Source organism: Mycobacterium hippophais, from assembly GCF_027529605.1.
Taxonomy (GTDB): domain Bacteria; phylum Actinomycetota; class Actinomycetes; order Mycobacteriales; family Mycobacteriaceae; genus Mycobacterium; species Mycobacterium arseniciresistens.
The window spans coordinates 475979-502085 of the sequence record NZ_JAPZPY010000002.1 but is presented as its reverse complement, the minus strand read 5'-3'; the positions used below and the strand labels follow the sequence as shown (position 1 = coordinate 502085).

29 protein-coding genes are annotated in these 26107 nt (G+C 68.1%); 12 read left to right on the top strand and 17 right to left on the bottom strand.

The genetic code is table 11. From position 1 onward, the window contains the following. Positions 1–13 precede the first annotated feature (13 nt). Positions 14–796, top strand: coding sequence for an enoyl-CoA hydratase (locus tag O6P37_RS08025; protein WP_269893544.1), 783 nt, complete (start codon positions 14–16; stop codon positions 794–796). Between the two features lie 90 nt (positions 797–886). Here O6P37_RS08025 and O6P37_RS08020 read toward each other — a convergent pair whose 3' ends face one another. Genes O6P37_RS08020 through O6P37_RS07990 form a run of 7 tightly spaced genes read right to left on the bottom strand, consistent with a single transcriptional unit; the run spans position 887 to position 6697 of the window. Beyond that, positions 887–1699 carry an acyl-CoA dehydrogenase family protein gene (locus O6P37_RS08020; protein ID WP_269893543.1) on the bottom strand — a complete coding sequence of 271 codons (813 nt, stop codon included), beginning with the start codon at positions 1697–1699 and terminating at the stop codon, positions 887–889. A 2-nt stretch (positions 1700–1701) separates the two neighbouring features. Then, positions 1702–2838, bottom strand: a complete 1137-nt coding sequence (locus tag O6P37_RS08015) for an acyl-CoA dehydrogenase family protein (protein WP_269893542.1) — start codon at positions 2836–2838, stop codon at positions 1702–1704. Then, positions 2835–3275, bottom strand: coding sequence for a nuclear transport factor 2 family protein (locus O6P37_RS08010; RefSeq protein ID WP_269893541.1), 441 nt, complete (start codon positions 3273–3275; stop codon positions 2835–2837). The genes O6P37_RS08015 and O6P37_RS08010 overlap by 4 nt, the downstream gene beginning before the upstream one ends. Next, positions 3259–4479: a metal-dependent hydrolase family protein gene (locus O6P37_RS08005; protein ID WP_269893540.1), complete on the bottom strand. Its 1221-nt coding sequence runs from the start codon at positions 4477–4479 to the stop codon at positions 3259–3261. The genes O6P37_RS08010 and O6P37_RS08005 overlap by 17 nt, the downstream gene beginning before the upstream one ends. 2 nt (positions 4480–4481) lie before the next feature. Further along, positions 4482–4811, bottom strand: coding sequence for a hypothetical protein (locus O6P37_RS08000; protein ID WP_269893539.1), 330 nt, complete (start codon positions 4809–4811; stop codon positions 4482–4484). After that, complete coding sequence (locus O6P37_RS07995) at positions 4804–6156, bottom strand: aromatic ring-hydroxylating oxygenase subunit alpha (protein ID WP_264013263.1); 1353 nt, start codon at positions 6154–6156, stop codon at positions 4804–4806. The genes O6P37_RS08000 and O6P37_RS07995 overlap by 8 nt, the downstream gene beginning before the upstream one ends. 7 nt (positions 6157–6163) lie before the next feature. Then, positions 6164–6697, bottom strand: a complete 534-nt coding sequence (locus O6P37_RS07990; RefSeq protein ID WP_269893538.1) for a carboxymuconolactone decarboxylase family protein — start codon at positions 6695–6697, stop codon at positions 6164–6166. A gap of 258 nt (positions 6698–6955) precedes the next feature. Between O6P37_RS07990 and O6P37_RS07985 the strand changes: the two genes are divergently transcribed. The 6 genes from O6P37_RS07985 (at position 6956) to O6P37_RS07960 (ending at position 13814) form a co-directional block, all read left to right on the top strand. Next, complete coding sequence (locus tag O6P37_RS07985; RefSeq protein ID WP_269893537.1) at positions 6956–8251, top strand: amidohydrolase family protein; 1296 nt, start codon at positions 6956–6958, stop codon at positions 8249–8251. A gap of 81 nt (positions 8252–8332) precedes the next feature. Further along, positions 8333–9499, top strand: a complete 1167-nt coding sequence (locus tag O6P37_RS07980; RefSeq protein WP_264013260.1) for an acyl-CoA dehydrogenase family protein — start codon at positions 8333–8335, stop codon at positions 9497–9499. Then, a complete protein-coding gene (locus tag O6P37_RS07975; protein ID WP_269893536.1) occupies positions 9499–10257 on the top strand; it encodes an SDR family NAD(P)-dependent oxidoreductase in 759 nt (252 codons plus the stop codon). The genes O6P37_RS07980 and O6P37_RS07975 overlap by 1 nt, the downstream gene beginning before the upstream one ends. 12 nt (positions 10258–10269) lie before the next feature. Continuing rightward, positions 10270–11478, top strand: a complete 1209-nt coding sequence (locus O6P37_RS07970; RefSeq protein WP_269893535.1) for a CaiB/BaiF CoA transferase family protein — start codon at positions 10270–10272, stop codon at positions 11476–11478. A 25-nt stretch (positions 11479–11503) separates the two neighbouring features. Further along, the gene (locus tag O6P37_RS07965) at positions 11504–12652 is read left to right on the top strand and encodes a thiolase family protein (protein ID WP_269893534.1); all 1149 of its coding nucleotides are present in this window, start codon (positions 11504–11506) and stop codon (positions 12650–12652) included. Between the two features lie 13 nt (positions 12653–12665). Further along, entirely contained in the window at positions 12666–13814 is a 1149-nt protein-coding gene (locus O6P37_RS07960; RefSeq protein ID WP_269893533.1) for an acyl-CoA dehydrogenase family protein, read from the top strand. A 12-nt stretch (positions 13815–13826) separates the two neighbouring features. Here the strand turns inward: O6P37_RS07960 and O6P37_RS07955 are convergent, their stop codons facing one another. The 3 genes from O6P37_RS07955 to O6P37_RS07945 all read right to left on the bottom strand — a co-directional run bounded on the left by O6P37_RS07955 (position 13827) and on the right by O6P37_RS07945 (position 15790). Further along, positions 13827–14654 carry a class I SAM-dependent methyltransferase gene (locus tag O6P37_RS07955; RefSeq protein WP_269893532.1) on the bottom strand — a complete coding sequence of 276 codons (828 nt, stop codon included), beginning with the start codon at positions 14652–14654 and terminating at the stop codon, positions 13827–13829. A gap of 103 nt (positions 14655–14757) precedes the next feature. Continuing rightward, a complete protein-coding gene (locus O6P37_RS07950) occupies positions 14758–15336 on the bottom strand; it encodes a hypothetical protein (protein ID WP_269893531.1) in 579 nt (192 codons plus the stop codon). 157 nt (positions 15337–15493) lie between these two features. Continuing rightward, positions 15494–15790, bottom strand: a complete 297-nt coding sequence (locus O6P37_RS07945) for a hypothetical protein (protein ID WP_269893530.1) — start codon at positions 15788–15790, stop codon at positions 15494–15496. 170 nt (positions 15791–15960) lie between these two features. Between O6P37_RS07945 and O6P37_RS07940 the strand changes: the two genes are divergently transcribed. The 3 genes from O6P37_RS07940 to O6P37_RS07930 all read left to right on the top strand — a co-directional run bounded on the left by O6P37_RS07940 (position 15961) and on the right by O6P37_RS07930 (position 17961). Continuing rightward, positions 15961–16635, top strand: a complete 675-nt coding sequence (locus tag O6P37_RS07940; protein ID WP_269893529.1) for a winged helix-turn-helix transcriptional regulator — start codon at positions 15961–15963, stop codon at positions 16633–16635. A gap of 172 nt (positions 16636–16807) precedes the next feature. Beyond that, on the top strand, positions 16808–17440 hold the full coding sequence (locus O6P37_RS07935) for a TetR/AcrR family transcriptional regulator (protein ID WP_264015586.1): 633 nt from the start codon (positions 16808–16810) through the stop codon (positions 17438–17440). A 14-nt stretch (positions 17441–17454) separates the two neighbouring features. Beyond that, entirely contained in the window at positions 17455–17961 is a 507-nt protein-coding gene (locus O6P37_RS07930; RefSeq protein WP_269893667.1) for a hypothetical protein, read from the top strand. 6 nt (positions 17962–17967) lie between these two features. On the opposite strand, the gene O6P37_RS07925 is transcribed toward O6P37_RS07930, so the two are convergent. The 4 genes from O6P37_RS07925 to O6P37_RS07910 are packed head-to-tail and all read right to left on the bottom strand — an operon-like array spanning position 17968 to position 21942. Beyond that, a complete protein-coding gene (locus O6P37_RS07925) occupies positions 17968–18933 on the bottom strand; it encodes an NADPH:quinone oxidoreductase family protein (protein WP_269893666.1) in 966 nt (321 codons plus the stop codon). 5 nt (positions 18934–18938) lie between these two features. After that, entirely contained in the window at positions 18939–19925 is a 987-nt protein-coding gene (locus tag O6P37_RS07920; RefSeq protein WP_269893665.1) for a phosphotransferase family protein, read from the bottom strand. Positions 19926–19969: 44 nt separating this feature from the next. Then, positions 19970–21271 carry an acyl-CoA dehydrogenase family protein gene (locus tag O6P37_RS07915; protein ID WP_269893528.1) on the bottom strand — a complete coding sequence of 434 codons (1302 nt, stop codon included), beginning with the start codon at positions 21269–21271 and terminating at the stop codon, positions 19970–19972. A 14-nt stretch (positions 21272–21285) separates the two neighbouring features. Continuing rightward, complete coding sequence (locus O6P37_RS07910; RefSeq protein WP_269893527.1) at positions 21286–21942, bottom strand: TetR/AcrR family transcriptional regulator; 657 nt, start codon at positions 21940–21942, stop codon at positions 21286–21288. Between the two features lie 75 nt (positions 21943–22017). On the opposite strand from O6P37_RS07910, the gene O6P37_RS07905 reads away from it, so the two are divergent. After that, positions 22018–22542, top strand: a complete 525-nt coding sequence (locus O6P37_RS07905; protein WP_269893526.1) for a VOC family protein — start codon at positions 22018–22020, stop codon at positions 22540–22542. Between the two features lie 31 nt (positions 22543–22573). Here the strand turns inward: O6P37_RS07905 and O6P37_RS07900 are convergent, their stop codons facing one another. The 3 genes from O6P37_RS07900 to O6P37_RS07890 are packed head-to-tail and all read right to left on the bottom strand — an operon-like array spanning position 22574 to position 25212. Then, a complete protein-coding gene (locus O6P37_RS07900) occupies positions 22574–23530 on the bottom strand; it encodes a TIGR03564 family F420-dependent LLM class oxidoreductase (RefSeq protein WP_269893525.1) in 957 nt (318 codons plus the stop codon). 9 nt (positions 23531–23539) lie between these two features. Next, entirely contained in the window at positions 23540–24283 is a 744-nt protein-coding gene (locus O6P37_RS07895; protein WP_269893524.1) for a hypothetical protein, read from the bottom strand. Next, the gene (locus O6P37_RS07890; protein WP_269893523.1) at positions 24280–25212 is read right to left on the bottom strand and encodes an NAD-dependent epimerase/dehydratase family protein; all 933 of its coding nucleotides are present in this window, start codon (positions 25210–25212) and stop codon (positions 24280–24282) included. The genes O6P37_RS07895 and O6P37_RS07890 overlap by 4 nt, the downstream gene beginning before the upstream one ends. A gap of 145 nt (positions 25213–25357) precedes the next feature. Here O6P37_RS07890 and O6P37_RS07885 point away from each other — a divergent pair, with 145 nt between their 5' ends. Next, complete coding sequence (locus O6P37_RS07885; RefSeq protein WP_269893522.1) at positions 25358–26107, top strand: alpha/beta fold hydrolase; 750 nt, start codon at positions 25358–25360, stop codon at positions 26105–26107.

The window sequence follows — 26107 nt, the reverse complement described above, 5'->3', positions numbered from 1 at the left end:
AGAGGACGCCACCGTGTACATCGACTACGACGTCGCCGACAAGATCGCCACCATCACGCTCAACCGGCCGGAGGCGGCCAACGCCCAGAACCCGGAACTGCTCGACGAACTCGACGCCGCATGGACGAAGGCCGCCGAGGACCCCGAGGTCGTGGTGATCGTGTTGCGCGCGAACGGGAAACACTTCTCCGCCGGTCACGACCTGCGCGGTGGCGGCCCGGTGCCCGACAAGATCACGCTGGAATTCATCATCGCCCACGAGCACCGGCGCTACCTGGAGTACACCCTGAAGTGGCGCAACACGACCAAACCGTCGATCGCCGCGGTTCAGGGCCGCTGCATCTCCGGGGGACTGATGCTGTGCTGGCCGTGCGACCTGATCCTGGCCGCCGACGACGCACTGTTCTCCGACCCGGTGGCGCTGATGGGAATCGGCGGCGTCGAATACCACGGCCACACCTGGGAACTCGGTCCGCGCAAGGCCAAGGAGATCCTGTTCACCGGCCGGCCGCTGACCGCCGAGGAGGCCGAGAAGACCGGCATGGTCAACCGGGTGGTGCCGCGGGCCGACCTCGACACGGAGACCAGGGCGCTGGCCGAGCAGATCGCCACGATGCCGCCGTTCGCGCTGCGTCAGGCCAAGCGTGCGGTGAATCAGACCCTCGACGTGCAGGGGTTCTACGCAGCCATCCAGTCGGTGTTCGACATCCACCAGACCGGCCACGGCAATGCGCTGAGTGTCAGCGGGTGGCCGGTGCTGGTGAACCTCGACGACATGAAGTCGAACGTCAAATAGCGGCAACCCTTTCCGCCGAGCAGACGCAAACTGTCGCGCCACACGGCGTGTCGCGGGCACTTTGCGTCTGCTCGCGACAGTAGAGACGGCCTAGAGCTGCGCGAGCCGGGGCGCCGAGCCGCGGGCCCGCAGTCCCGCGCCGGCCTTGCGCGTGAGTTCCTTCGAGTTGCCGAGCAGGCCGTCGAGCACCAGAGCGCGCTTCACGTGGTGGTGCAGATCGTGCTCCTCGGTGAAGCCGATACCGGCGAGCACCTGCTGGCAGTGCCGGGCCGCGGTCAGCGCGGCCCGCCCTGCTGCGGCCTTGGCCAGCATCGCGGTCAGGTCGGGACTCTCGTTGCCGTGCAGGCCCAGTGTCGCCTCGGCGCCCTCGATGGCCACCAGCGTCTCGGCCAGCCGGTGCCGCACGGCCTGGAAGCCCGCGATCGGCCGGCCGAACTGCACCCGGTCCAGCGCGTGTTGCCGGGCCAGCGCGAGCATCGCCCGCGCCGTGCCGCACAGCCACCAGCCGACCGCCTTGCGGGCCTCGCCCAGCCGCATCGTCTCGCCGTCGGGGATCACGCGCAGCGGCAGCCCGCCGAGCGTCTCGTTGGCGCTCGCCTCGCCGCGCTCCCAGATCACCCAGGCGCCGCCGGCGTAGGGCAGCGGCGGGGTGCCGCCGGGAAGGCCGCCGATCGTCTCCAACAGCACGTCGTTGAGGATCGATGCGTGCGAACCGGTTTCACCCAGCAGCCGGAACACCAGGGGGATCGCCACGTCGGGCAGGTCGGCGAGCATCTCCGCCCAGCCCAGTTCGGCCAGCGCGGCGTCGAGGTCGGCGCCGGAGCGCGACAGCATCGACTTGCGCAGACCGTCCTCGAGCAGGCCGAGGTCGATGTCCGTCTCTGTGTCGGATGGCGGGGTCATCGTCATTCCTTCCCCAGGTCGAGCAGGCGGCGGGCGATGATGTTTCGCTGAACTTCAGCGGTGCCGCCGTAGATGGTGGCCGCACGCGAGTACAGGTACTCGGTGCGCCACTCGGTGTCCTCGAGTTCGATGACACCGGGCAGCAATTCGCGCGCGGTGTCGTAGAGCCGTTGTTCGGCGCCGGCCAGCAGCACCTTGTCGATCGAGGTCTCCGGGCCGAGCTTGTCGCCGTCGGCGAGCCGGTACTGGGTGGCACGTGACCGGCAACGCAGGGTGTGCAAGGCCAGGTACGCCTCGCCCAGATCGGAGTCGGTGACCTGGCCGAGGTTCTTGACCTCGTTGATCAGCGCGTCGAAGCGTGAGTACAGGTAGGCGATCCGCTGCCAGAAGCACGTCGACCGTTCGTAGGGCAGCAGGTCCATCGCCAGCCGCCAGCCGTCACCGGGCTTGCCCAGCATCCGGTTCGCGTCGATCGCGACGTCGTCGAAGTACACCTCGCAGAACTCGTCGACACCGTGCATGGTCCGCAACGGGCGCACGGTGATGCCGGGGGTGTCGAGGTCGACGAAGAAGGCGGTGATCGCCTCGTGGTTGGGCGTGTCCGCGTCACCGGTACGGGTGAGCAGCACGCACCGGTGCGAGTACTGGGCGAAGCTGGTCCACACCTTCTGGCCGTTGACGATGTAGCGGTCGCCCCCGGATTCCGGATCGAGCACCGCGCGGGTGGTCAGCGACGCCAGGTCACTGCCCGAGCCGGGCTCGGAGAACCCCTGGCACCACTGCTCTTCGCCGCTGAGCAGTTTCGGCACCATCTCGGCGGCCAGTTCGGCGGGGGCGTAGTCGATCATCGTCGGCGCCAGCACCTCGAGCATGGAGTAGGGCCCCGGCTCGGCCAGCCGCCGGCCCACCACCTCCTCGCCGACGATGGCCCGCAGCATCGCCGGACCGCCGAGTCCGCCGGCGTGCTCGGGCCAGCCGTAGCGGCTCCAGCCCGCATCGTAGAGCGCGTGCTGGACCCGCGCGAACTGACGGACATGCCCCTGCAGGGAGTGGTCGCCGGACGGCGCCAGGTCGGGGTTGTCGTCCAGCCAGGTCCGCAGGGCGGTGCGGAACGTCGCCGGCTCGAACAGATCGGTCACGCGCTCGGCCTGCCGATCGCATGCGGCCGGCCGTGGTCGTGGTCGCCGTTGCGTCGTATGAAGGTCATGGCACGCGTCTTGATCCGCCAGCCGCCGTCGGTGCGGACGTAGGTGTCGTTGTAGTAGCCGATGCGCATGTCGTGCTTGGAATGCTCGATGAAGCACAGCGGCTGGGTGCCGCTCGCGGTGTCCGCACCGTCGACGAGGTCGACCAGCGCGGTACCGGTCATGAAGAGCCCCTTGGGGGCCGCATCGACGAGGACGGGGAACCGGTCGAGTGTGTACGTGTCACCGAACGCGCTGTAGGTGCCGTCCGGCGTGAACACGCTGACCAGCCCGTCGATGTCGCCCTGGGTGATGGTGACGGCGTACTTGGCCAGTACCTGTTGGATCTCGACCAGATCGGATATCCGCTTGTCGTCAGTTGGCGCTGTCATTCTTGAAGACCTTACCGCCCTTCATTACGAAGTTGACATGTCGTGTAACGGTGATGTCGGCGATCGGGTCACCCGGCACCGCGATGATGTCGGCGAGATAGCCTTCGGTGATCCGGCCGAGCCTCGTCGAGTTGATCAGTTCGGCGGCCACCACCGTCGCGGCCTTGAGCACCGCGGCGGGCGGCATCCCCCAGTCGACGAGGGTGACCAGTTCGTCGGCGTTGCGGCCGTGCGGGATGGCCGGTGCGTCGGTGCCGACGGCGATCTTCACACCGGCCTCGTAGGCCGCCTTGATCGATGTGCGGGCCTTGGGGAACATCTCGGCGGCCTTGTCCTGCAGCTCCTTCGGAGCGCGGGAGACGTCCATCGCCTCAGCCAGTCGCCGGGTGGTGACCAGGAACCGGTCGTTGTCGACCAGCATCTGGATCGCCTCGTCGTCCATCAGGAAGCCGTGTTCGATGCAGTCGATGCCGCACGCCACCGCGTGCTTCACCGCCTCGGCGCCGTGCGTGTGGGCCGCGACCCGCAGCCCGCGCCGGTGCGCCTCGTCGACGATGGCCCGCAGCTCCTCGTCCGAATAGTGCTGTGCGCCGGCCTCTCCCGTCAGTGACATGACGCCGCCCGAGACGCAGACCTTGATCAGCTGTGCGCCGTGCTTGATCTGGTAGCGGACCGCCTTGCGGATCTCGTCGACGCCGTTGGCGATGCCCTCCTCGACGGTGAGCTCGAGGGCGCCGGGCATGAACGCGGCGAACATCGTCGGGTCGAGGTGCCCGCCGGTGGGGGTGATGGCGTGTCCGGCCGGGATGACCCTCGGACCGTCGATCCACCCCGCGTCGATGGCCTTGCTCAGCGCGACATCCAGAAGGTAGCCACCGGTCTTCACGAACAGCCCGAGGTTGCGCACCGTGGTGAAGCCCGCGCGCAGGGTGCGGCGGGCGTTGCCCACGGAGCGCAGCACCCGCGTCGCGGGATCGTCCTGCACCTGGGACAAGCCAGGGTTCTCGCCCCGGCCGCCCATGAGCAGGTTGACCTCCATGTCCATCAGGCCCGGCAACAGGATCGAGTCGCCGAGATCGATGATCTCGCCTTCGGGATCGCCCCCGACTCCGACGATCGTGTCGTCCTCGATCCTGACGATCCCCGGCCGGATGATCTCACCGGTGTCGACGTCGACCAGACCCGCCGCTCTGAGGGTCAGCACGACTAGACCACCGGCTCCTTGATGAGCTTGATGTAGGCCGCGCCACTGTCGAGCACGCGCGGCTGCTTCCACACCTCGATCGGGAAACTCACCATGACGATCGACTGGCCAAGGTGCACCAGCGCTTTGGCGTCGTCCGGCATGCCCGCGAGCGGGAACCGGGCGTCGACGTAGACCATGATGTCCTCGAGGCGGGCCATGCCCGCGTCGTACAGTTCCTGCATCTCGGCCATCGTCGAGTTCAGCCGCTTCGCGTACCGCTCCTCCTCGGTGGGCAGGCACCAGTCGGCGAACCGCTCGAGATCGGCGAACTCCTCGGGCAACTTAGACATTCACTGAATCCTTCGCTGAGTCTTCCGACGTGGTGGCGGCATGCTTCCCGTTCGGGGAACCGTTGCCCTTCGCCAGCGACTCCTTGTACCTGTCAACGTACTGGTGAGCCGTCATGTGCAGGTGGCGAAGCAGGATCTCCTGGTCGCACAGGGGGAAGTCCGTCACCACCCGGGTGCCGATCTGCGTCTGGGTGGCCTCGAGGGTGTTGGCGTCCTGGAATGCGTACTCCTTGAACGTCACCGCGGCCAGTTCCTGGGAGAGCCGCTCGCGGAGGTTCTTCGGCGGCACGAAGTACAGGTCGGCCTCGAAGATGTGCTTGTCCACCGCGGTGGGCCAGTAGTTGTAGGTGAGATACCAGCCCGGCGCCCAGAACAGCAGGGTGAAGTTCGGGAAGAACTCGAACGAGTCGGTGCCCCAGGACTTGTGCCGTCCGGGGTTGATGGCCGGTGGCAGCTCCTCGGGCAGAATGCCCTTGATGTCGGGACGATCCCACGGCCCGAACAGTCCACTGTGCAGGATCCGCTCGATCGGTTTGACCATGCTGAGGTCCTTCGGCGGTGACATGCCGCCCCACGACGACACCATCGAGTGGTCACCCTTGATGTCGTAGGCCAGCGCCTCGAAGCCGAACTTGGCCAGCTTCTCGGCCTCCTCCTTCTCCGCCTGCTTCATGTGCAGGATCGGCGCGTGGTAGAACTCGGTGAACGCGTCGATGAAGAGCTTCCAGTTCGCGTTGATCTCCGAGCGGTAGCTGTAGTGCTCGGTCATCTCGTGGAACGGGTAACCCTCGAGCCCTTCGGCGAACTCGCCGAGGTACTCCCGCAGCGGCGCGGCGTCGTCGTCGTAGTTGACGAAGATGAAGCCCTCCCACACCTCGCAGCGGACCGGAACCAGGCCGTAGTCGGACTTGTCGAGGTCGAAGAACTCGCCCTCCTGCTGCACGAAGGTGAGGTCGCCGTTGAGCGCGTAGCGCCATGCGTGGTACTTGCAGGTGAACTGCCTGCAGACGCCGGACACCTCTTCGCCGGGGAAGTCGCTCCACACCAGCTTGTTCCCGCGGTGCCGGCACAGATTGTGGAAGGCGCGGACGACCTCCTCTTTGTCCTTGACGATGATCACCGACGTGCCGGGACCGACCGAGGGCAGCTCACGGGTGAAGTAGCTGCCCTTCTTCGGCAACTGCTCGACGCGACCGATCTTGAGCCAGGTCTTCTTGAAGATGGCCTGCTGCTCGAGCAGCCAGTGCTCCGGATCTATCGAGTCCTCGTAGTTGACCGGGGCGGTGCCGAGTTCGGGCCAGTTCTCGGTCCAGCTGCCTGCGGCCGGTTTCTGGAAGAACGCCATCAGTGTGTTACCTCTCCTGCTTGTCGAGCTGGACGCCGAACGTGTTGAAGGCCATGGCCAGCATGTTGTAGGTGCCGACGGTGAAGATCAGATCCATGCGCTGCCGCTCGTCGAGACGCTCGCCGAGGGCGGTCCAGGTCTCGTCGGACAGTCCGTTGTTGTCGTCGAGCTCGTCGACCGCGGCGAGCACCAGCCGCTCGAAGTCGTCGGCGGCCTCACCGCGACGCACCGACTCGATCTCGTCGTCGGTGACGCCGAGCATCTTGGCCATCGACGTGTGGTGCGCCCACTCGTACGGGGATTCGCGCCGGTGCGCCACGCGCAAGATCGCGAGTTCGCGCAGCCGCGGGTCCAGCGTGGAGCTGAACAGCAGGTGCAGGTTCAGCGGCATGAACGCCTTGGTCAGCGCGGGGTGGTGGACCATGGTCGACATCGCGTTGCCTGCCCCATCGGGGTTCTGGCGGGCGCGCGGGAGGAAGCCGCGCAGCGATCCGACGACCTCGTCGTCCCATTCTTCTGCCGGCAACGGGGCCAGGCGCACGGTCTCTCCCTTCGTATGCGACCAGCGAGCGACTCTCACTTAGGAGAATCCGGTTCTCATTTCTGACTAAGAGGTTTCCACCTTTCGCCCGGATGGTCAATAGCAGACGTGTGACCAGCGGCGCAGCGGCCGGTGAAACCTGTGGTCGATCATGGTCTACGTTGATTCTCGCCGGGCGAGAAGCTAGTTTTCTCAGTAGGAGAACACAGTCGGGCAACACGTCACCGGCCCGCGCGGCCGGTATCGGAAGGAACCGCGATGAACTACGACGACATGATCCTGATCAGCGTGGACGATCACATCATCGAGCCGCCGGACATGTTCAAGAACCATCTGCCCGCGAAGTACCGGGACGAGGCGCCGCGACTGGTGCACAACCCGGACGGCTCGGACACCTGGCAGTTCCGCGACACGGTGATCCCGAACGTCGCCCTCAACGCGGTCGCGGGCAGGCCCAAGGAGGAGTACGGCCTGGAACCCCAGGGCCTCGACGAGATTCGCAAGGGCTGCTGGGACCCCAACGAGCGGGTCAAGGACATGAACGCCGGCGGCGTGCTGGCCACCATGAACTTCCCGTCGTTCCCCGGCTTCGCGGCGCGGCTGTTCGCCACCGAGGACGCGGAGTTCTCGCTGGCGCTGGTGCAGGCCTACAACGACTGGCACATCGACGAGTGGTGCGGGTCCAACCCGGGCCGGTTCATCCCGATGGCGATCCCGGCGATCTGGGACCCGCAGCTGTGCGCCGACGAGGTGCGCCGGGTGTCGAAGAAGGGCGTGCACTCGCTCACCTTCACCGAGAACCCCTCGACCCTGGGTTATCCGTCCTTCCACGACCTCGAGCACTGGAAGCCGTTGTGGGAGGCGTTGGTCGAGACCGAGACCATCATGAACGTCCACATCGGCTCGTCGGGAAAGCTGGCCATCACCGCACCGGACGCGCCGATGGACGTGATGATCACCCTGCAGCCGATGAACATCGTGCAGGCCGCGGCGGATCTGTTGTGGTCCAAGCCGATCAAGGAGTATCCCGACCTGAGGATCGCGCTGAGCGAGGGTGGCACCGGGTGGATCCCGTACTTCCTGGACCGGGTGGACCGCACCTATGACATGCACTCGACGTGGACGCACCAGGACTTCGGCGGCAAGCTGCCCTCAGAGGTGTTCCGTGAGCACTTCCTGACGTGTTTCATCTCCGACCCGGTCGGGGTGAAGAACCGCCACGAGATCGGCATCGACAACATCTGCTGGGAGATGGATTACCCGCACAGCGACTCGATGTGGCCCGGTGCGCCCGAAGAGCTCGGCAAGGTGTTCGACAAATACGACGTGCCCGACGACGAGATCAACAAGATCACTCACGAGAACGCCATGCGCTGGTACCACTTCGAACCCTTCAAGCACGTCCCGAAGGAGCAGGCGACGGTCGGGGCGCTGCGCAAGGCCGCCGAGGGCCACGACGTGTCGATCCAGGCGCTGTCGAAGAAGGAGAAGACGGGCGCCAACTTCGCCGACTTCCAGGCCAACGCGAAGGCCGTCAGCGGCGCCAGGGACTGAGAGCGCCGGCGCGGCTCCACGATCCGGCGACGCCGGACACAGGTTTCGATGACGAGGACGGAGATTGCAGTGTCGGGCGGAATGAGCTTCGAGCTCACCGAGGACCAGGAACTGATCCGCAAGTCGGTGCGGGAACTGGCCTCGAAGTTCGATGACACCTACTGGATGGAGAAGGACCTCGCGCACGAGTTCCCGCGCGAGTTCTACGACGCCATCGCCAGTGGCGGCTGGCTGGGGATGACCATCCCCGAGCAGTACGGCGGGCACGGCCTCGGCATCACCGAGGCCACCATCCTGGCCGAGGAAGTGGCGCGGTCCGGTGGTGCGATGAACGCCGCCAGCGCCATTCACCTGTCGATCTTCGGCATGCAGCCGGTGGTGGTGTTCGGCTCCGAGGAGATGAAGGCGGCCACGCTGCCCCGCATCGTCGACGGGTCGCTGCACGTGTGCTTCGGCGTCACCGAACCCGGTGCGGGACTGGACACGTCGCGCATCACCACGTTCGCCAAGCGGGACGGCGACCATTACATCGTCAACGGCCGCAAGGTGTGGATCTCCAAGGCGCTCGAGTCGGAGAAGATCCTGCTGCTGGCACGCACCACGCCCTACGACGACGTCACGAAGAAGACCGACGGCCTGTCGCTGTTCCTCACCGACCTCGACCGCGACCACGTCGACATCCGGCCGATCAAGAAGATGGGCCGCAACGCCGTCAGCTCCAACGAGTTGTTCATCGACGACCTGCGCGTGCCGGTCGAGGATCGGATCGGCGACGAGGGCAAGGGATTCCAGTACATCCTGCACGGGCTCAACCCGGAGCGGATGCTGATCGCCGCCGAGGCGCTCGGCATCGGGCGGGTCGCGCTGGACCGCGCGGTCCGCTACGCCAACGACCGGGTGGTGTTCGGCCGCCAGATCGGCATGAACCAGGGCATCCAGTTCCCGCTGGCCGATTCGCTGGCCCGCCTCGACGCGGCGGAGTTGATCCTGCGCAAGTCGACCTGGCTCTACGACAACGGCAAGCCGTGCGGCCGCGAGGCCAACATGGCCAAGTACCTCTGCGCCGACGCGGGATTCGACGCCGCCGACCGCGCCCTGCAGACACACGGCGGCATGGGGTATTCGGAGGAGTACAACATCTCCCGCTACTTCCGCGAGTCGCGGCTGATGAAGATCGCCCCTGTGAGCCAGGAGATGATCCTGAACTTCCTGGGGGCGAACGTGCTCGGCCTCCCCAAGAGTTACTGATGGGCGGCTACTTCGATCTGACCGGCCGCGCGGCACTGGTCACCGGAGCCGCGGGCGGCATCGGCTCGGCGGTGGCGACCGCGCTGGCCGAGGCGGGCGCGGCGGTGCTGGTCACCGACCTCGACAAGGATGCGGCGGCCGCGGTCGCCGAGCGCATCGCGAACGCGGGCGGCACGGCCCAGGCCGCGGCGCTCGACGTCTCGGACCCCGACTCGGCCGCTGCAGCCACCCAGCAGGCCGCCGGCCTCGCCGACGGCGCGCTGCACATCGTCGTCAACAACGCCGGGGTGACCAGGCCCGCGATGTTCGGCAAGACGACTCAGGATTCGATGCGGCTGCTGTTCGACGTGCACGTGCTCGGGGCGTTCACCGTCACCCAGGCGGCGCTGCCGTACGTGCCGACCGACGGCACCGGGCGGATCATCAACGTGACGTCCGCGGCTGGCCTGACAGGCACCCTCGGCCAGGTGAACTACTCGGCCGCCAAGGCGGCGATCATCGGTTTCACCAAGTCACTCGCCCGCGAACTGGCGATCAAGAACATCATGGTCAACGCGCTCGCCCCGCTGGCTGCCACGCCGATGACCGAGACCATCCGCACCAACGAGAAGTTCGCGGCCAACATGATGAACCGCATCCCGCTGAAGCGGTGGGCCGAGCCCTCCGAGGTGGCAGGCGCGTTCGTCTTCATGGCGTCCGACGCCGCGTCGTACGTCACCGGCCAGGTGCTGCCGGTCGACGGCGGCATGGTCATGTGATGATCGGACGCGATGACTGATCAGGCGCCGCTCGCCGGCATCACGGTGGTGACGTTGGAGCAGGCGGTGTCGGCGCCGATGTGCACCCGCGTCCTCGCCGACTTCGGCGCCCGGGTGATCAAGGTGGAGAACCCCAACGGCGGCGACTTCGCCCGGCACTACGACGACGTCGTCAAGGGCCAGGCCGCCCACTTCGTGTGGTGCAACCGCGGCAAGGAGTCGGTCACGCTCGACCTCAAGGCCGCGGGCGGCGTGGACGTGCTGCACCGGCTGCTCGACGGCGCCGACGTGCTGGTGTCCAACCTGGCGCCCGGTGCGATGGCGCGGATGGGCCTGGCCGCGGCGGACCTCGAGGTCCGGCACCCGCAGGTCATCGGGGTGGAGATCGACGGCTACGGCCCCGGCGGGCCGATCTCCGACAAGCGCGCGTACGACCTGCTCATCCAGGCCGAATCGGGGGCGTGCGCCGTCACCGGCTACCCCGGCATGCCGGCCAAACCCGGTCCGCCGGTGGCAGACATCTCGACCGGGCTGTACGCGGCGCTGTCGATCGTGACGTTGCTCTACGCCCGCGGGCACCGGGCCGGCGGCGCGGCGCCGTCGGTGGCCGTCAGCCTCTTCGACACCATGACCGACATCATGGGCTATCAGCTGACCTACACCCAGCATTCCGGGATCGACCAGCAGCCGCTCGGCATGAGCTCGCCTGCGGTGGCGCCCTACGGCTCGTTCCCCACCCGCGACGGCCAGACCGTCGTGCTCGGCACGACGAACGACCGCGAGTGGCAACGGCTCGCCCGCGAGATCATCGACCGGCCCGACCTGGCCGACGACGAGGCGTACGCCACCAACTCCGACCGCGTCCGGCGGCGCGACGCCCTCAATGACGCTATCGGAACATGGTGTGCACAGCACGATCTCGCACACATCCAGAAGAAGGCCGACGACGCCGGGATCGGGAACTCCCGCTACAACCTGCCCAGCGAGGTCGTCGCACACCCACACCTGGCCGCCCGCGACCGGTGGCGGCCGGTGGACACCCCGGGCGGTGAGATCATGGCGCTGCGACCACCGCCGGTCATCTCGGACTTCGAGCAGCCGATGGGCGCCGTGCCGGGGCTGGGCCAGCACACCGACTCGGTGCTCACCGGGATCGGCCTGACCGCCATGGAGATCGCCGCGCTGCGCGAGCAGCGGGCGATCGGCCCTGCCTACCAGTAGTTCTCGAGTGGATCGGAGCAGTCTCATGCGCGAAACGGTGATCGTCGAGGCGGTCCGCACGCCGGTCGGTAAACGCAACGGCGGCCTGTCGGGAATGCACGCGGCGGACCTGTCCGCGATCGTGCTCAACGAACTCGTCGAGCGCGCCGGTGTCGACCCCGACGTGATCGACGACGTCGTCTGGGGCTGCGTCTCGCAGGTCGGCGACCAGTCGAGCAACATCGGCCGATACTCGGTGCTGGCCGCGGGCTGGCCCGAACACATCCCCGGCACGACGGTGAACCGCGCGTGCGGGTCCAGCCAGCAGGCGCTGGACTTCGCCGTGCAAGCGGTGATGTCGGGTCAGCAGGACGTCGTGGTGGCCGGCGGTGTCGAGGTGATGAGCCGGGTGCCGCTGGGCGCCGCCCGGTCGACCGGGATGCCGTACGGCCCGAAAGTGCTTGCGCGATACCCGGACTTCGGGTTCAACCAGGGCATCTCGGCGGAGATGATCGCCGAGAAGTGGGGGTTCTCCCGCACCCGGCTCGACGAGTACTCCGTGCGCTCGCACGAACTGGCCGCCGCAGCGCAGGACGACAAGGCGTTCGACGAGCAGATCGTGCCGGTGTTCCCGGACGGTGCCGAGCCGGTGATCGCCGACGAAGGCGTCCGCCGTGGCAGCACGGTCGAGAAGCTCGCCGGGCTCAAGCCGGCCTTCGCCGAGGACGGCGTCATCCACGCCGGCAACTCATCACAGATCTCCGACGGTGCGGCGGCGCTGCTGGTGATGGCCGAGGACAACGCGATCGCCCTCGGACTTACCCCGCTGGTGCGCTACCGCGCCGGCGCGGTCACCGGGGCCGATCCGGTGCTGATGCTCACCGGGCCGATCCCGGCCACCGAGAAGGTGCTGCACAAGGCGGGCGTCAGGATCGACGAGATCGGCGTGTACGAGGTCAACGAGGCGTTCGCACCGGTCCCGCTGGCCTGGCTGGCCGACACGGGCGCCGACGAGGCCCGGCTCAATCCGCTCGGCGGGGCGATCGCCCTCGGCCACCCGCTCGGCGCATCTGGTGCGGTGCTGATGACGCGGATGATCCATCACATGCGACACAACGGAATTCGCTACGGGTTGCAGACCATGTGCGAGGGCGGCGGCACGGCCAACGCCACGCTGGTCGAACTCGTCGCCTGACGGTAGGAGACCCATGCAGCGAAACCTGTTCACCGAGGACCACGAGGCGTTCCGGCAGCTGGCCCGCGATTTCGTCGAGAAAGAGGTGGTGCCGCACTACCCGCAGTGGGAGAAGGCCGGCCGGATGCCGCGCGACGTCTTCAAACAGATGGGCGCCCTCGGCATGCTCGGTATGGCGATCCCCGAGGAGTACGGCGGCGCAGGCATTCCCGACTACCGCTACAACGTGGTGTTGCAGGAGGAGGCAGCGCGGGCGCTGGTGACGCTGTCGACGGTGCGCACGCAGCTCGAGGTGATCCTGCCGTACTTCCTGCACTACGCGAACGACGAACAGCGCAGCCGCTGGTTCCCCGGCCTGGCGGACGGGACGCTGCTGTCGGCCGTCGCGATGACCGAGCCCGGGACGGGATCCGACCTCGCCGGGGTGCGCACCACCGCGGTGCGGGACGGTGACGACTGGATCGTCAACGGCGCCAAGACGTTCATCACCGGCGGGATCCAGGCCGACCTGGTGGTGGTGGTCGCCCGCACGTCGACCGACCCGGACAACCGGCGCAAGGGGCTGTCCCTGCTGGTGGTGGAGGACGGGATGGCCGGCTTCACCCGTGGCCGCGAGCTCGAGAAGATGGGCTGCAAGGTGCAGGACACCGCCGAACTGTCGTTCGCCGATGTCCGGGTGCCCGCGGCGAACCTGCTGGGGGAGGAGGGCGAGGCGTTCTCCTACCTCGGGCACAATCTGCCGCAGGAGCGGCTGACGGTCGCGGTCGGTTCGGTCGCCCAGGCCCGTTCGGCGATCACCGCGGCCATCGAGTACACCCGCGACCGCAAGGCGTTCGGCACCCCGGTGGCGTCCTTCCAGAACACGAAGTTCGAACTGGCTGCCTGCTCGACGGAGGTGGAGGCGGCGCAGGCGATGCTCGACCGCGCGGTCGCCCTGCACGTCGACGGCGAACTGTCGCCCGCGGACGCGGCACGGGTCAAGCTGTTCTGCACCGAGATGCAGGCCCGCGTGGTGGACCGCTGCCTGCAGCTGTTCGGTGGCTACGGCTACATGATGGAATACCCGATCGCGCGGCTGTACACGGACGCGCGGGTGGCCCGCATCTATGCCGGCACCAGCGAGGTGATGAAGGTGATCATCGCCAAGTCGCTGGGCCTGTAGCTCTTTTCCGGGTCAGGCCCTGGTCGCGGTCAGCAGCAGGTACTCCCAGTCCATGCTGGACGACGCGCTCAGAACGCTGTCACCCACCGCGGCGATCTCCGTGTCGAGCGCTGCCACCCGGTCCGGATCACCCTCGATGTTGCGGTAGACGGCGATCGTCGGCCCGTAGGTGGCCTTGAAGTAGTCGCGGAACTCGGCCCCGTCGGCGAAGTGGTCGACCTTCAACATCCGACGCTCGGTGACGACATCGGTGACGCGGTCGCCCAGCAGCTCGCGGACGTGATCCTCCTGGCCCCACAGCGGTGGGGGCTGCGCACCTGCCGGGGGTGGCGGCGCGTACGGCTTCATCGCCGCCCACAACTTCCCGATGTGGCCTTCCGGTGTCCAGCTGATCAGCCCGATCCTGCCGCCCGGCTTGCACACCCGCACCATCTCGTTCGCCGCGAGCTGATGGAACGGCGCGAACATCACCCCGATGGAGGACATCACCACATCGAATTCGGCGTCGCCGAACGGCAGTTCGTGCGCGTTGGCCTCCCGCCATTCGAGGTCGACGCCGCGCTCGGCAGCCGACCTGGCGCCGGCCTCCAACAGATCGGGGCACAGGTCGCTGGCGACGACACTGGCGCCGGTCTCCGCGGCGGGGATCGAAGCGTTCCCCGTGCCGGCCGCCACGTCGAGCACGCGGTCGCCTTCTCCGATGCCGGTCGCGGCGACCAACACGGGGCCGAGCGGGGACACCAGTTCCGCCGCGAGTCGCGGATAGTCACCCGTGGCCCACATGGCGCGATGCTTGGTCGCCACTGCTTGGACGTCCACGGTTGATGATGGGTTGCTCATGTCCTTCTCCTCGGTAGTTTGCTATCTGACATCGTGCGCTCGTTGGTGCCGGGTATCTAGTAGCGGATCTGTACCGTCGTCTGTCGGACTTCGCGTGATGCCCTCAGGGAGCGAGGGACAGGCGGCAGGTTTCGACGTGGAGCGTCGATCCGTTGCCGATCTCGGGCACGCGGATAGTGGCGTAGAACTCTTTGCGACCGGTGAGGGCAGATCCGGGGACGCTGTCCAGCTCGGCGTTCGAGACCTGCCTCGCACCTCGCATTCCCAGGCCGGCGGGGGAGGCCCAGTAGCGCTCCGGGTTGAATAGCGCGACGAGTAGGTCGGATCCGGTGTCGCCCCACAGGCGGAAGGCTGCCTCTTGCTTGCCGGGACGGTCGATGTATGCCTGGGCGTCGCTTTGTGGCATGGCCGCATAGGCCTCGACGGTGGCCAGAGAATTGCCGTTGCCCGCGTCCTGTAGCGAGAACTCGCGCACCTGCAAGATGTTGCCGGCGCCGACCGGGCCGACGCAGGATCCCGCGTAGGCGTGCGCGATCCCGGCGGGGGCCAGGGCTCCTGCGCTGAGTCCGATCGTGCTGGCCACGACCGCCCCGGCGGCGAGCCGCGCGAGCCCTCGAGGCTTGGTGCCGCCGTGCGCGCGGCGGTGAGCCGTCCGGGACGAGGTGGTGTCGGTGTGAGTCATGATCTGTAGCTCCTATCTGGATCGTTTACTGGTGGTGGGCAGTTGTCGTTGCTTGGGTGTTGACGTCCGGATCGTTCCTGATGCGCGAGGACCTGGGAGGTACGCCCAGGAAGGGCTGCGCGCCACCGCTCCGGCCGCCGGTCTGGAGTGACCCGCGTCAGGCCGGGTTGCCGCGGGGGTCGTTGGTCCCCGTATATTCCCCGTCGTAGTAACTGTCCGTGAACGTGTTTCCGTTGATGTCCTTGAATGTGCAGGTCGAGAGCCTCGATCCGCCATTTGTCGGGCGTTTGGTGCCGTACGTGCCGCCGGCTGCCTTGCATTCGCTCTTGATCGTGTTCTCCGAGATCGGCTTGGCGTCGGCGACTGCGGCTGACCCGAGGGCCAGGCCTACTGCGAGCGCGGAGCCCGCGAGGTAGCCGGTCAAACGTCTGCCGGTCGGCTTCGTGAAAATCATGTCCTTCTCCTTCAGGTGATTCGTGCGTGAGGACAATGCTCGGCTGCAGGGACATCGGCGATCTAGTCACGGATCTGTATCGACTCCGGTTCTGAATCTGTACTAGTCAGCGCGGCGATCATGCGGTGTACTGATAGCAGCGTTTGCTGACCCTGCGGAGGTGGATGCAGATGTCGGGTTACGGTCAGTTCTGTCCAGTGGCCAAGGCCATGGAATTGCTCGATGAGCGGTGGACCGTGCTGGTGGTCCGTGAGTTGCTGGCGGGGAGCACGCACTTCAACGATCTACGTCGCGGTGTGCCGAAGATGTCGCCGACGCTGCTGTCCAAGCGGCTGCAGACCCTGACGCGCGCCGGAGTGGTCGAGCGTTCCGAAGTCGACGGCCGCACCATCTACACGTTGACCGACTGCGGGCGGGAACTGGTCGGCGTGGTGGAAGCGCTCGGAGCGTGGAGTGTTCGCTGGATGAGTGATCTCGTCGAGAAGGACCTCGACCCCAGCGTGTTGATGTGGGACATCCGCCGCACCATTCCGCTCGAGCAGTGGCCACGGACGCGAACCGTGGTGGCGTTCCGGTTGTCGGGTGCGCCCCCGAAGGCGTCGTCGTGGTGGCTGATGGTTGCCGACGGTGACGCACAGGTGTGCGACTTCGACCCCGGATATGACGTCGCGGCGACGGTGTCGACGAGCCTGCGAACGCTGAGCCAGATCTGGCGTGGAGACCAGTCCTGGCAGCGGGGGTTGTTGGACGGCTCGGTCGCCATCGAGGCAACCGGCGACGTGCGGCGCGCTCTGCCCTCCTGGATCGGCCAGTCGAGCCTCGCAGCGGTGCCACGACCGGCGTGAAATCGCGCGCCGGACATGTGGCCGGTTGACGCGCTGCGGTGGTCGCAACGGGTCGAGTGCTGTCTGACCTGCGTGTGATCTGAGGGTCAAACATTTGTTAGTTGAGACTCTTGTCACACCCGCTAAACCAACCTACTGTGTGTTCAGTCGGTTGGTTGAATGAAGGAGTTCGGTGTCCGCGCTGCAGTCGCCACGGCCCTACGCCACGCTGCTCGCCAAGGGCGAGGACCGTCGTCAGCGCATCCTCGGAGTCGCCGAACGGCTGCTGGCCCGCAACGGCTGGCGCAACACCTCGCTGGCCCAGATCGCCCGTGAGGCGGGGGTGACGCCTGCCGGGCTGCTGCACCACTTCGAATCGAAGGAACAGCTGCTCAACGCGGTGCTCGACGCCCGCGACTTCGACGACGACACCCACGCCGACCGGACCGGCGACCTGTTCCAGGAGATCGCCCGGGTCGCCGAACGCTTCGAGCGGGCGCCCGAACTGGTGGGCACGTTCACGGTGCTGCTGGTGGAGAACATCGCGCCCGACGCCCCCTTGCACGACCGACTCGTCCGACGTCACCGCGCCGCGGTCGACATCGTGGCCGACATCATCCGACGCGGTCAGCTCACCGGTCGGTACCGCCAGGGGATCGACGCGGCCACCAAAGCCGTCGAGATCCTTGCCTTCGTCAACGGAATGGAGACCTCATGGTTACTCGATCCTTCGATACCCCTGACCGAGGCGTTCAAGGGGTACGCCGAGATGCTGGCCCGCGAGTTCACTCCCGTGGCGGACCACAGCGTGGTGATGGAGAAGTGAGCGTGGACTTCGACATGAGGTACCGGCTCGACGTCGTCGCGCCCGGGGTTTCGGACGCGGTGAAGTTCGCCGGCGGCTGGCTGTACGACCGCGCGATGGCCGGTTGGGACGTCACCGTGCTGCTCGACGGCGACGGCGAGGACGTGCGGCCGCTGGAGATCCTCGGTGCGGTCGTGATGGACCTCGAATCGGTCCTGCAGTCGTGGGCGCAGCGGCCCCACCCCCAGACCGTCGCGGTGTCGGCCGACATGTTCGCCGCCGACCCCCGGGTGCGCATGCACGTGCTCACCGCACTGAATCAGGGCATGACCGAAGTCACCCTGTGGGGCGAGCAGTGGCCGGCCGAGCTGGAGAGCAACATCGACTCGGTGCGGCATGAACTGAGTGCGGCCGCACGGGCGTTCAAGGCCCAGGCACTGACCGCCGTGGGTGACCCGAACAGCGTGGGCTACATCGAGACCTTCCGCTGCGGTGAGATGGCGTGTCCGTCGGTGGCCGCCGACCTGATCCCGGCCGGCTGACGCGGATCACCGGAGGTCGATGACCACCTTGCCGACGGCCTGACCGTCGGCCACCCGGCGCAGCGCCGACGCCGTGTCGGCCAGCGGGTAGACCGCGCCGATGTGCGGGGCCACCCGTCCCGACTCGAACAGCGCACGCAGCTCGCCCTCGTTGCGCGCGTACTCGCCGGGGTCGACGTCGCCGAACTGGAAGCCGGCGATCTGCACGCCCTTCACGAGCACCAGGTTCAGCGGGATACGCGGGATCTCACCGGAGGCGAAGCCGACCGTCACGAACCGGCCACCGCGGCGCAGCGACCGCAGGGCGGGCTCGGACAGTGACCCACCGACGGGGTCGATGACGGCCGCTGCGCCGTCGGGGACCGCGTCGCGCAGTGCCCGGCGCAGCTCGCCGGAACGGTGGTCGACGACGTGGCGGGCGCCGTGTTCGGTTGCGGCGGCCAGTTTCTCGGCGGAGGAGGCGACGGCGACGACCTCGGCGCCGAGCGCAGCGCCGAGCGTCACCGCGGCCAGCCCGACGCCGCCACCGGCGCCCAGCACGATCAGCGGGTCGCCGGCAGCAATCCGCGCCGTCGAACGCAGCGCGTGGTAGGCGGTGCGGTACGCCACCCCGAACGCCGCCGCGGCCGGCATGTCCACCCCGTCGGGTATGCGCTCGACGCCGTCGGCGGCCACCGCCACCTCCTCGGCGAACGCGCCGTACATCCCGGTGCCGCGCACCCGGTCGCCGACCGCGAATTCCATTGTCTGCGTCCCGCATTCGACGACCGTCCCGGCGAACTCGCTGCCCGGCACGAACGGCGGCGCGACACTGAGCTGGTAGTCGTCGGCGATCAGCAGCACGTCGGGGAAGTTGACCGCGGCGGCGTCGACGCGCACCCGCACCTGCCCGGCCGACGGCGAGGGCGCAGGCATCTGCTCGATGCGCACCACCTCCGGCGGCCCGTACCGGGGGCAGACGGCGGCTCTGATCATCGTCACCGGTAGTCGGTGGATTCGGCGAGTTCGGCGGCCGAGGCCATCAGCGCGGGCACGATCGGACCGAACGCCTGTAGCTTCTCGTCGTCACCCGCGCGCTGGTAGCCCTGTTCGAGCACGATCGCGAGCTTCCAGCGGGCCAGTACGAGGTAGTAGTCCAGGTCGTCGACCTGCCGTTCGGAAACGTCGGCCCAGTGCGCGACGACCTGGTCGCGCGACGGCATCCCGCGCATGTCGACGTAATCCATGTCCGACGGTTGCGGATTGTCAGTGTCGACCGGCCAGCTCTGCACCATCCACGCCAGGTCGAGCTTCGGGTCGCCGACGGTGCCCATCTCCCAGTCGACGATGGCGGCCATCCGGGCAGGACCGCCGTGGCGGTACATGACGTTGGCGAACTGGTAGTCGCCGTGCATCAGGCCGGGCACGAAGTCGAGCGGCCGGTGGGCACGCAGCCACGCGGTCGCGGTGTCGAGGCCGTCGATGTCGCGGCCCTTGATGCGCTCGAAAAAGCCGGTCCAGCGGTCCACCTGACGCTCGTGGAATCCGTCGGGGCGACCCAGGTCGGACAGTCCGCGACCACGCCAGTCGACCTTCGACAGCAGCGCGATGCCCTCGGCGAGCTGGTAGGCAAGGCCGGGCCTGGCGGCCGGGTCGGAGTGGAACGGTTCGGGCCAGTCCCGCTGGTCCATCGGCGACCAGCCGTCCACGAAACCCATCAGGTAGAACGGCCGGCCCAGCACCGCCGGATCGGCGCACACCCCGATCGCGGCGGTGTGCGGCACCTCGGTGCCGTCGAGCGCCTCGATGATGCGCCACTCCCGCAGGATGCCCTTGTCGCGGTCGGGCGGTGCACCGGGAGGGGGCATGCGCAGCACGCACTGCGTTGCGCCGCGGCGGATCTCGTAGATTACGTTCTGCGTTCCGCCGGACAGGAACCGGGCGTGGAGCGGCTCGCCCGCACCGGGCAGCGCGGCCTCGTCCATCCATGTGGTGAGTCGCGCGGTGTCGAGCCCGCCGTCCGGGTCGCTCACAGGTTGCCGACCTCGGTTTCGAGGAAGTCGGCGTACTTGGCCCGGGCCGCCTCGCGCTTGCGCGGGATCCACTCGGTGGGCCAGAGGTCGTCGGTGGGCTGGTAGTCGCGCAGCACCTGCTTGGCCACGGTGGTCTTGTGCACCTCGGTGGGCCCGTCGGCCAGGCCCATCACCGCGGCGCCGGTCACCATGCCGAGGAACGGCATCTCGTTGGTCACACCGAGCGCGCCGTGCACCTGCATGGCCCGCCAGGCGATGTCGTGCAGCACCGTCGGCATCGCCACCTTGACCGCGGCGATGTCCTTGCGGACCTTCTTGTAGTCGTTGTACTTGTCGATCTCCCAGGCCGTGTAGAGCACCATCAACCGGAACTGCAGCAGCTGCGCGTAGGAGTCGGCGATGTAGCCCTGCACGAACTGCTTGTCGGAGAGCCGGCTGCCCTGGGTCTCTCGGCTGAGCGCCCGCTCGCACATCATGTCGATCGCCTTGCGGGCCAGACCGATCGTGCGCATGGCGTGGTGGATGCGACCGCCGCCGAGCCGGGTCTGCGCGATGACGAACGCCTGGCCCTCGCCGCCGAGCAGTGCCTCGGCGGGCACCCGGACGTTGTCGTAGTGGATGAGGGCGTGGCTGCCCTCGTTCTCGCGCTCGCCGTAGAGGCCGACGTTGCGCACGATGTCGACGCCGGGCGTGTCGGTGGGCACCAGGAACATCGACATGCCCTGGTATGCACTGACATCCGGATTGGTCACCACCATCACGATCAGGAAGGACGCGGTGGCGGCGTTCGACGAGAAGAACTTCTGGCCGTTGATCACCCAGTCGTCCCCGTCGCGCACCGCACGCGTGCGGAACAGCGTCGGGTCGGCGCCGGCATGCGGCTCGGTCATCGAGTAGCAGGAGAACAGTTCGCCCTCGAGCAGCGGGCGCAGGTAGCGCTCCTTCTGGGCGTCGGTGCCGTAGTGCGCGATGATCTCGGCGTTGCCGGTGTCGGGCGCCTGGCAGCCGAACACGATGGGAGCCCACTGCGAGCGGCCGAGGATCTCGTTGAGCAGCGCCAGCTTCAGCTGTCCGTAGCCCTGACCGCCGAGGTCGGCGCCCAGGTGCGTGGCCCACAGCCCGCGGCGGCGCACCTCCTCCTTGAGCGGGCCGATGACCTTGCGCCGGTTGGCGTCCAGCGGCATGTACTGCTGGTGCGGGAAGGCGAGGTCGAGCGGTTCGACCTCCTCGCGGACGAACTCATCGGCCCAGTCCAGCACCTTCTGGTACTCGGGGTCGGTCTCGAAATCCCACGCCATCGTGGTCTCCTTCGTTATCGGGTTTCGGCCCGGTTGTGGCCGGCGATCAGTGCCGTGATGTCCGCTCCGACGACCTCGGCGAACGAGCGGCCGCCGAAGGCGCCCGCCGCCCAGTGCCGGGCGCCCTCGCTGACGAGGGTGTGGGCCAGGTAGGCCAGGTGCGTGACGTCGACGTGGTCCGCCAACGTGCCGTTGCGCTGCGCCGTCGCGAACAGTTCGGTGAACATCCCCGCCTCGTCGGCGACCGGTTCCTCGCCCGCGAGGATCCGGTGCTCGTGGCGATAGCCCTCGAGGATGGCGGCGATGACGAGTTCGGGAGGGTTGCGCGCCATCGACCTCTCCAGATCGGTGAGCGCGGCGGCGATCGCCGCGGACAGCTCGAACGGCTTGTCGATCATCGTGAGCACGGTTCGCCTTGCCGACTGCGTCGACATCACGCCGACTTCGAACAGCACGTCCTCCTTGCGCGGGAAGTAGAAGTAGAACAGCGCCTTAGAGACTCCGGCCGCCTTGCAGATGTCGGCAACGGTGGTTGCGCCGTACCCGTTCGTGCGCCACAACGCCATCGCCGCCTGCACCAGCATGCGCTTGGTCTCCCGCGACCGCGCCTGTTGCAGCGACGTCCGGCGCTGACCACGGTCAACCGCCGTCCGACCGTCTGCTAGCGCCATGAACGCTGAATCTAGCAGCATTCTCGCATTACACAAGAGTTGACCGATGACTAACTTCAGCCGTACCGTCGACGCGTGCCCGAGTCGCCGTTCGCCGGTCCGGTCCGCCAGTTCGGCTACGTGGTGGACGACTTCGATCGCGCCATGGACGGCTGGCTGGCCGCCGGAGTGGGGCCGTGGTTCGTGCTGCGCGGGCTGCCGCAGGCGGGTCTGTACCGCGGCGAGCCGTGTGAGGTGACGCTGTCGATCGGGATGACCAACATCGGCGACATGCAGATCGAGGTGATCCAGCAGGAGGACGACGCGCCGTCGGTCTACTCGGAGTTCCTGGCCTCCGGCCGCCACGGGTTCCATCAATTGGCGTGGTGGGTCGACGACTTCGACGCGGCGCTGAACGGCGCCGCGGACCGGGGATGGCCGGTGGTGTGGTCCGGCGGGCAGGACGTCGGCGTCCGGTTCGCCTACGTGGAACCGCACGCGGGCCCTGCGGCGATCTACGAGATCACCGAACGCAGCGACGCGATCGTCGGCCTGGACGCGATGCTCCGCGCCGCCACCGCCGACTGGGACGGCACCGATCCCATCCGCAGGCTGAACTGACTGTCGCGGACACCCGCGAGGAACAGGGTGGTCAGAGGTCGGCCGCGAGCGAGGCCACGAACTGCTCGGTGCGACGGCGGGATTCCTGCCGTGCCGCGGCATTTGCGCCGAGGGGGACCACCCGGGCGGCGAGGTCGGTGACACCGGCGTCGCGGTAGCGGCGCAAGCGGGCAGCCACCGCCGACTCGTCACCGGCCGCCATGGTGTCGCCGACATCCTGTGCGTCGCCGTGCTCGAGCAGGCGGACGTAGTTGGGGGAGAAGTCGGCATGCCCGAGCACCTCGCTGGCGTACGCGCGGGCCTCGTCCACCTCGCCGTCAGCGCACAACGCCACCGGCACGCCCGCGACGATCCGGGGCGCCGGGCGGCCCGCGGCGTCGGCCGCTGCGGTGATCCGGGGGGCGATGTGGCTGTCGATCGTGCGTTCGTCGGCCATCCACAGGATGGTGCCGCCGGCCCGCTCACCGGCCAGCCGCAGCATCACCGGCCCCAGCGCGGCGATCAGCATCGGCGTGGTGAAACTGTCGGTGACGTCGATGGTTCCGTGCACGCGATGGCCGTCGTTCTCCACGTCGACCGCACCGGGGCCGGACAATGCGGCACCGAGCACGTCGAGGTACTCGGCCACCTGCCGGGCCGGTCGGTCGTAGGACAGGCCGAGCTGCCCGTCGATGATCCAGTGATGCGACGGCCCGATGCCGAGCGTGAACCGCCCGCCGCACGCCACCTGGGTCGTCAAGGCCTGCTGCGCCATGATCAGTGGGTGCCGGGTCTGGATGGGAACGACGGCCGTGCCGAGTTCGATGCGTTCGGTGAGCCTGCCGAGCAGCGCGACCGCTGTCATCGCATCGAGATAGCCGGGCACCTGGGGGAACCAGAACGACGCGAAACCGGCGCTCTCCGCGGCTGTTCCGTCGGCGAGCAGGCCGTCGAGCCGGTCTGCGCGCGGGCGTTCGCGGTCGGAACCGACCATCAGACCGATTCTCATCGGATCTCGCTACGGCACATGACGGTCCCATTCGTGCGGCACGACGATGTGAAAGGGTGCGGCCAGCAGCGGGTCGGCGTCACCGGCAGCCCAGCGGCGTTTCAGCACGGGCGCCAACCGCCCGGCGACGACCACCGGGTCGTCGTCGGTGAAGCAGTAGGTGAGCACCTGGCCGTCGTCCGCACTCGCGAGGCTCGCGTCCACCCGGTGTGAGGTGGCGGACCAGGTTCCGGCCACGCCGTCGACATCGGTGAGTGCGGCCGGCGCCCGGTCCCCGGCCTCCAGGATCAGCACCACACCGCGGAAGGGCCACCACGGCAGCACATCTGCGCCCACCTTGATCCGTGCGGCCGCCGACTTGTCGGTCACGGTGTAGACGCCGCGCTGAACCGGTGGCAGCAGCGCCAGTTTGCGACCGCCGTCGCCGAGCGCAGTGGACAGTTCGTTGAACGCGGTGAGGCCGGTCCGGTCGGTGAAGAAATAGGTCATCACGTGGTCGATCGCCTCGAAGCGGTCGTCGCCTGCCGGTCGTGCAGCGCGGCACTGCGGTGTCGAGACCAACCGCACCGACGCTCGCACGCCCGGCAACCGGTGCTGCTCGGGCCGGTGGTCGAGGGTGTGCCAGCGCAGGTACTCGGCGTCGTGGCCGTCCGGGTGGCGGCGCGCCATCGAGACGAACAGGGTGCTGATGTCGCCCCGGCCGGCGGCGAGTACGCCGTCCAGCTGGTCCGACGGTGTTCCCGGCAGTGTCACTGGGTTCCTCCGTAGGTCGGGGCATGGGCCTCGGCGAGTGGGATCTCGGGGTGACGCGCCGCGACCATCCGCCGGAAGCCCTCGCGCCACGGCACTTTCGTCCGGCCGAGGATCTGGTGCATGCGCGTCACGTCGGGCCACAGCGGGGTGTGCGCGTCGGCCCGGTAGTCGAAGACCGGCTCGACGCCGACCAGCGATCCGAGGTAGGCGCAGTAGTCCTCGACGCTGACGGTCTCGCTGCCCGCCCAGTTCACCACCACCGGCGGGGTGTCAGCGACCTCCATCGCGCGGATGCCGAACTCGACGTAATCGTCCTCGTAGATGGGGTTGTAGTTGTTCGGCCGGTCGGGATGCAACCGAATCGACTTGCCGGCCAGCATCATCTCCAGCCGGTCGGCGGGGGCCCCGCCCTCGGGCCCGTACGTCGAGCAGATGCGGATGATCGTGAGCGGGATGTCGAACCGCTGCGCGATCCAGGTGCACACCGATTCGGCGGCGACCTTGGAGAAGCTGTAGTTCGCACGCAGCGGAACACCTGGCGGGTCGTCCTCCCGCAGCGGCCGCCGGCCCTGGTAGCCGTAGATGGAACCAGTCGAGCAGAAAACGAAACCCTTGACGCCCCGGCAGTGGTGCAGCAGGTCGCCGGAGTGCTGGGCGTTCGTGGTGACGCACCGGACCCAGTCGTCGGCGCCGGTGTCGACGGCGGCGTGGAAGACGTAGGTGAAATCGTCGGGCAGCCCGGAGAAGTCGCCGGTGCTCATGTCGAGCGCCAGGGGAGTGATGCCTGCGGCGGACAGCTTCTCCCGGTCCGCGGGGTCCCGCAGGCGCGCCGCGCCCCACACCTCGTTGCGTCCCGCCAGGGCGCGGGCGATCGGGAAGGCGATCTTGCCGGTGGCGCCGGTGACGAGGATCTTCTCCGAGTCGAGCATCCCTTCAGTCTTAGCGCACCACGACGAAAATGTTAAGTACTTGATACCTTCCGGTGGTGCAGCTGAATTCCACAGCATGGGCAGGGGTGTTGCGGGATCGCCGAAGGGCTGTGTCGGCACGCTTGCGCCATGGGAGGATCGTGACGTGACTGTGGTTCTGGTGCACGGCAATCCGGAGACCGACGCCGTATGGGGTCCGCTCGTCGCCGCGCTCGGGCGTGCGGATGTGGTGCGGTTGTCGCCGCCGGGGTTCGGTGCTCCCCTCCCGAGCGATTTCCCGGCCACCTACCTCGCCTACCGCGATTGGCTCATCGACGAGCTGGAGCGGATGGATCAGCCCGTCGACCTCGTCGGGCACGACTGGGGCGGAGGCCACGTCGTGAACGCCGTGATGCACCGGCCTGAGCTCGTGCGCAGCTGGGCGAGTGACGTCGTCGGGCTGTTCGATCCCGAGTACGTGTGGCACGACATGGCCCAGGGGTTCCAGACGCCGGGGGACGGCGAGCAGCTGGTCGCGATGATGCAGGACGGTTCGGTGGAGGACCGGGCGCAACAGCTGGTCGCCTTCGGCATTCCGCTCGACGTGGCGACGTCGTTCGCCGCGGCGCAGGGCCCGGAGATGGGTCGGGCCATCCTGGAGGTCTACCGGTCCGCGCGCCAGCCGGCGCTGGCGGACGCCGGAAAGGCACTGGAGAAGGCCGCGGCCCGGCCGGGACTGTCGCTGCTGGCCACCGAGGATCCCTTCGTCGGCACCGAGGAGATGCGGCGCCGGGCGGCCGACCGGGCCGGCGCCCGCACCGAGGTGCTCGACGGGCTGGGGCACTGGTGGATGGTGCAGGATCCCGCCGCAGGCGCCGCGGCACTCACCCGGTTCTGGGACTCGCTCGACGGGTGA

Coding starts and splice junctions, on each gene's coding strand:
- O6P37_RS07915 (WP_269893528.1), bottom strand. CDS start 21,271: ATGGCGTGGGATTTCGAGACCGACCCCGAGTACCAGAAGGTGCTGGAC.
- O6P37_RS07940 (WP_269893529.1), top strand. CDS start 15,961: ATGTCGGGTTACGGTCAGTTCTGTCCAGTGGCCAAGGCCATGGAATTG.
- O6P37_RS07900 (WP_269893525.1), bottom strand. CDS start 23,530: ATGAGAATCGGTCTGATGGTCGGTTCCGACCGCGAACGCCCGCGCGCA.
- O6P37_RS07945 (WP_269893530.1), bottom strand. CDS start 15,790: ATGATTTTCACGAAGCCGACCGGCAGACGTTTGACCGGCTACCTCGCG.
- O6P37_RS07930 (WP_269893667.1), top strand. CDS start 17,455: ATGAGGTACCGGCTCGACGTCGTCGCGCCCGGGGTTTCGGACGCGGTG.
- O6P37_RS08000 (WP_269893539.1), bottom strand. CDS start 4,811: ATGTCTAAGTTGCCCGAGGAGTTCGCCGATCTCGAGCGGTTCGCCGAC.
- O6P37_RS07995 (WP_264013263.1), bottom strand. CDS start 6,156: ATGGCGTTCTTCCAGAAACCGGCCGCAGGCAGCTGGACCGAGAACTGG.
- O6P37_RS07975 (WP_269893536.1), top strand. CDS start 9,499: ATGGGCGGCTACTTCGATCTGACCGGCCGCGCGGCACTGGTCACCGGA.
- O6P37_RS07920 (WP_269893665.1), bottom strand. CDS start 19,925: ATGGACGAGGCCGCGCTGCCCGGTGCGGGCGAGCCGCTCCACGCCCGG.
- O6P37_RS07955 (WP_269893532.1), bottom strand. CDS start 14,654: ATGAGCAACCCATCATCAACCGTGGACGTCCAAGCAGTGGCGACCAAG.
- O6P37_RS08020 (WP_269893543.1), bottom strand. CDS start 1,699: ATGACCCCGCCATCCGACACAGAGACGGACATCGACCTCGGCCTGCTC.
- O6P37_RS07950 (WP_269893531.1), bottom strand. CDS start 15,336: ATGACTCACACCGACACCACCTCGTCCCGGACGGCTCACCGCCGCGCG.
- O6P37_RS07970 (WP_269893535.1), top strand. CDS start 10,270: ATGACTGATCAGGCGCCGCTCGCCGGCATCACGGTGGTGACGTTGGAG.
- O6P37_RS07890 (WP_269893523.1), bottom strand. CDS start 25,212: ATGCTCGACTCGGAGAAGATCCTCGTCACCGGCGCCACCGGCAAGATC.
- O6P37_RS07985 (WP_269893537.1), top strand. CDS start 6,956: ATGAACTACGACGACATGATCCTGATCAGCGTGGACGATCACATCATC.
- O6P37_RS07980 (WP_264013260.1), top strand. CDS start 8,333: ATGAGCTTCGAGCTCACCGAGGACCAGGAACTGATCCGCAAGTCGGTG.
- O6P37_RS08010 (WP_269893541.1), bottom strand. CDS start 3,275: ATGACAGCGCCAACTGACGACAAGCGGATATCCGATCTGGTCGAGATC.
- O6P37_RS07910 (WP_269893527.1), bottom strand. CDS start 21,942: ATGGCGCTAGCAGACGGTCGGACGGCGGTTGACCGTGGTCAGCGCCGG.
- O6P37_RS07965 (WP_269893534.1), top strand. CDS start 11,504: ATGCGCGAAACGGTGATCGTCGAGGCGGTCCGCACGCCGGTCGGTAAA.
- O6P37_RS07960 (WP_269893533.1), top strand. CDS start 12,666: ATGCAGCGAAACCTGTTCACCGAGGACCACGAGGCGTTCCGGCAGCTG.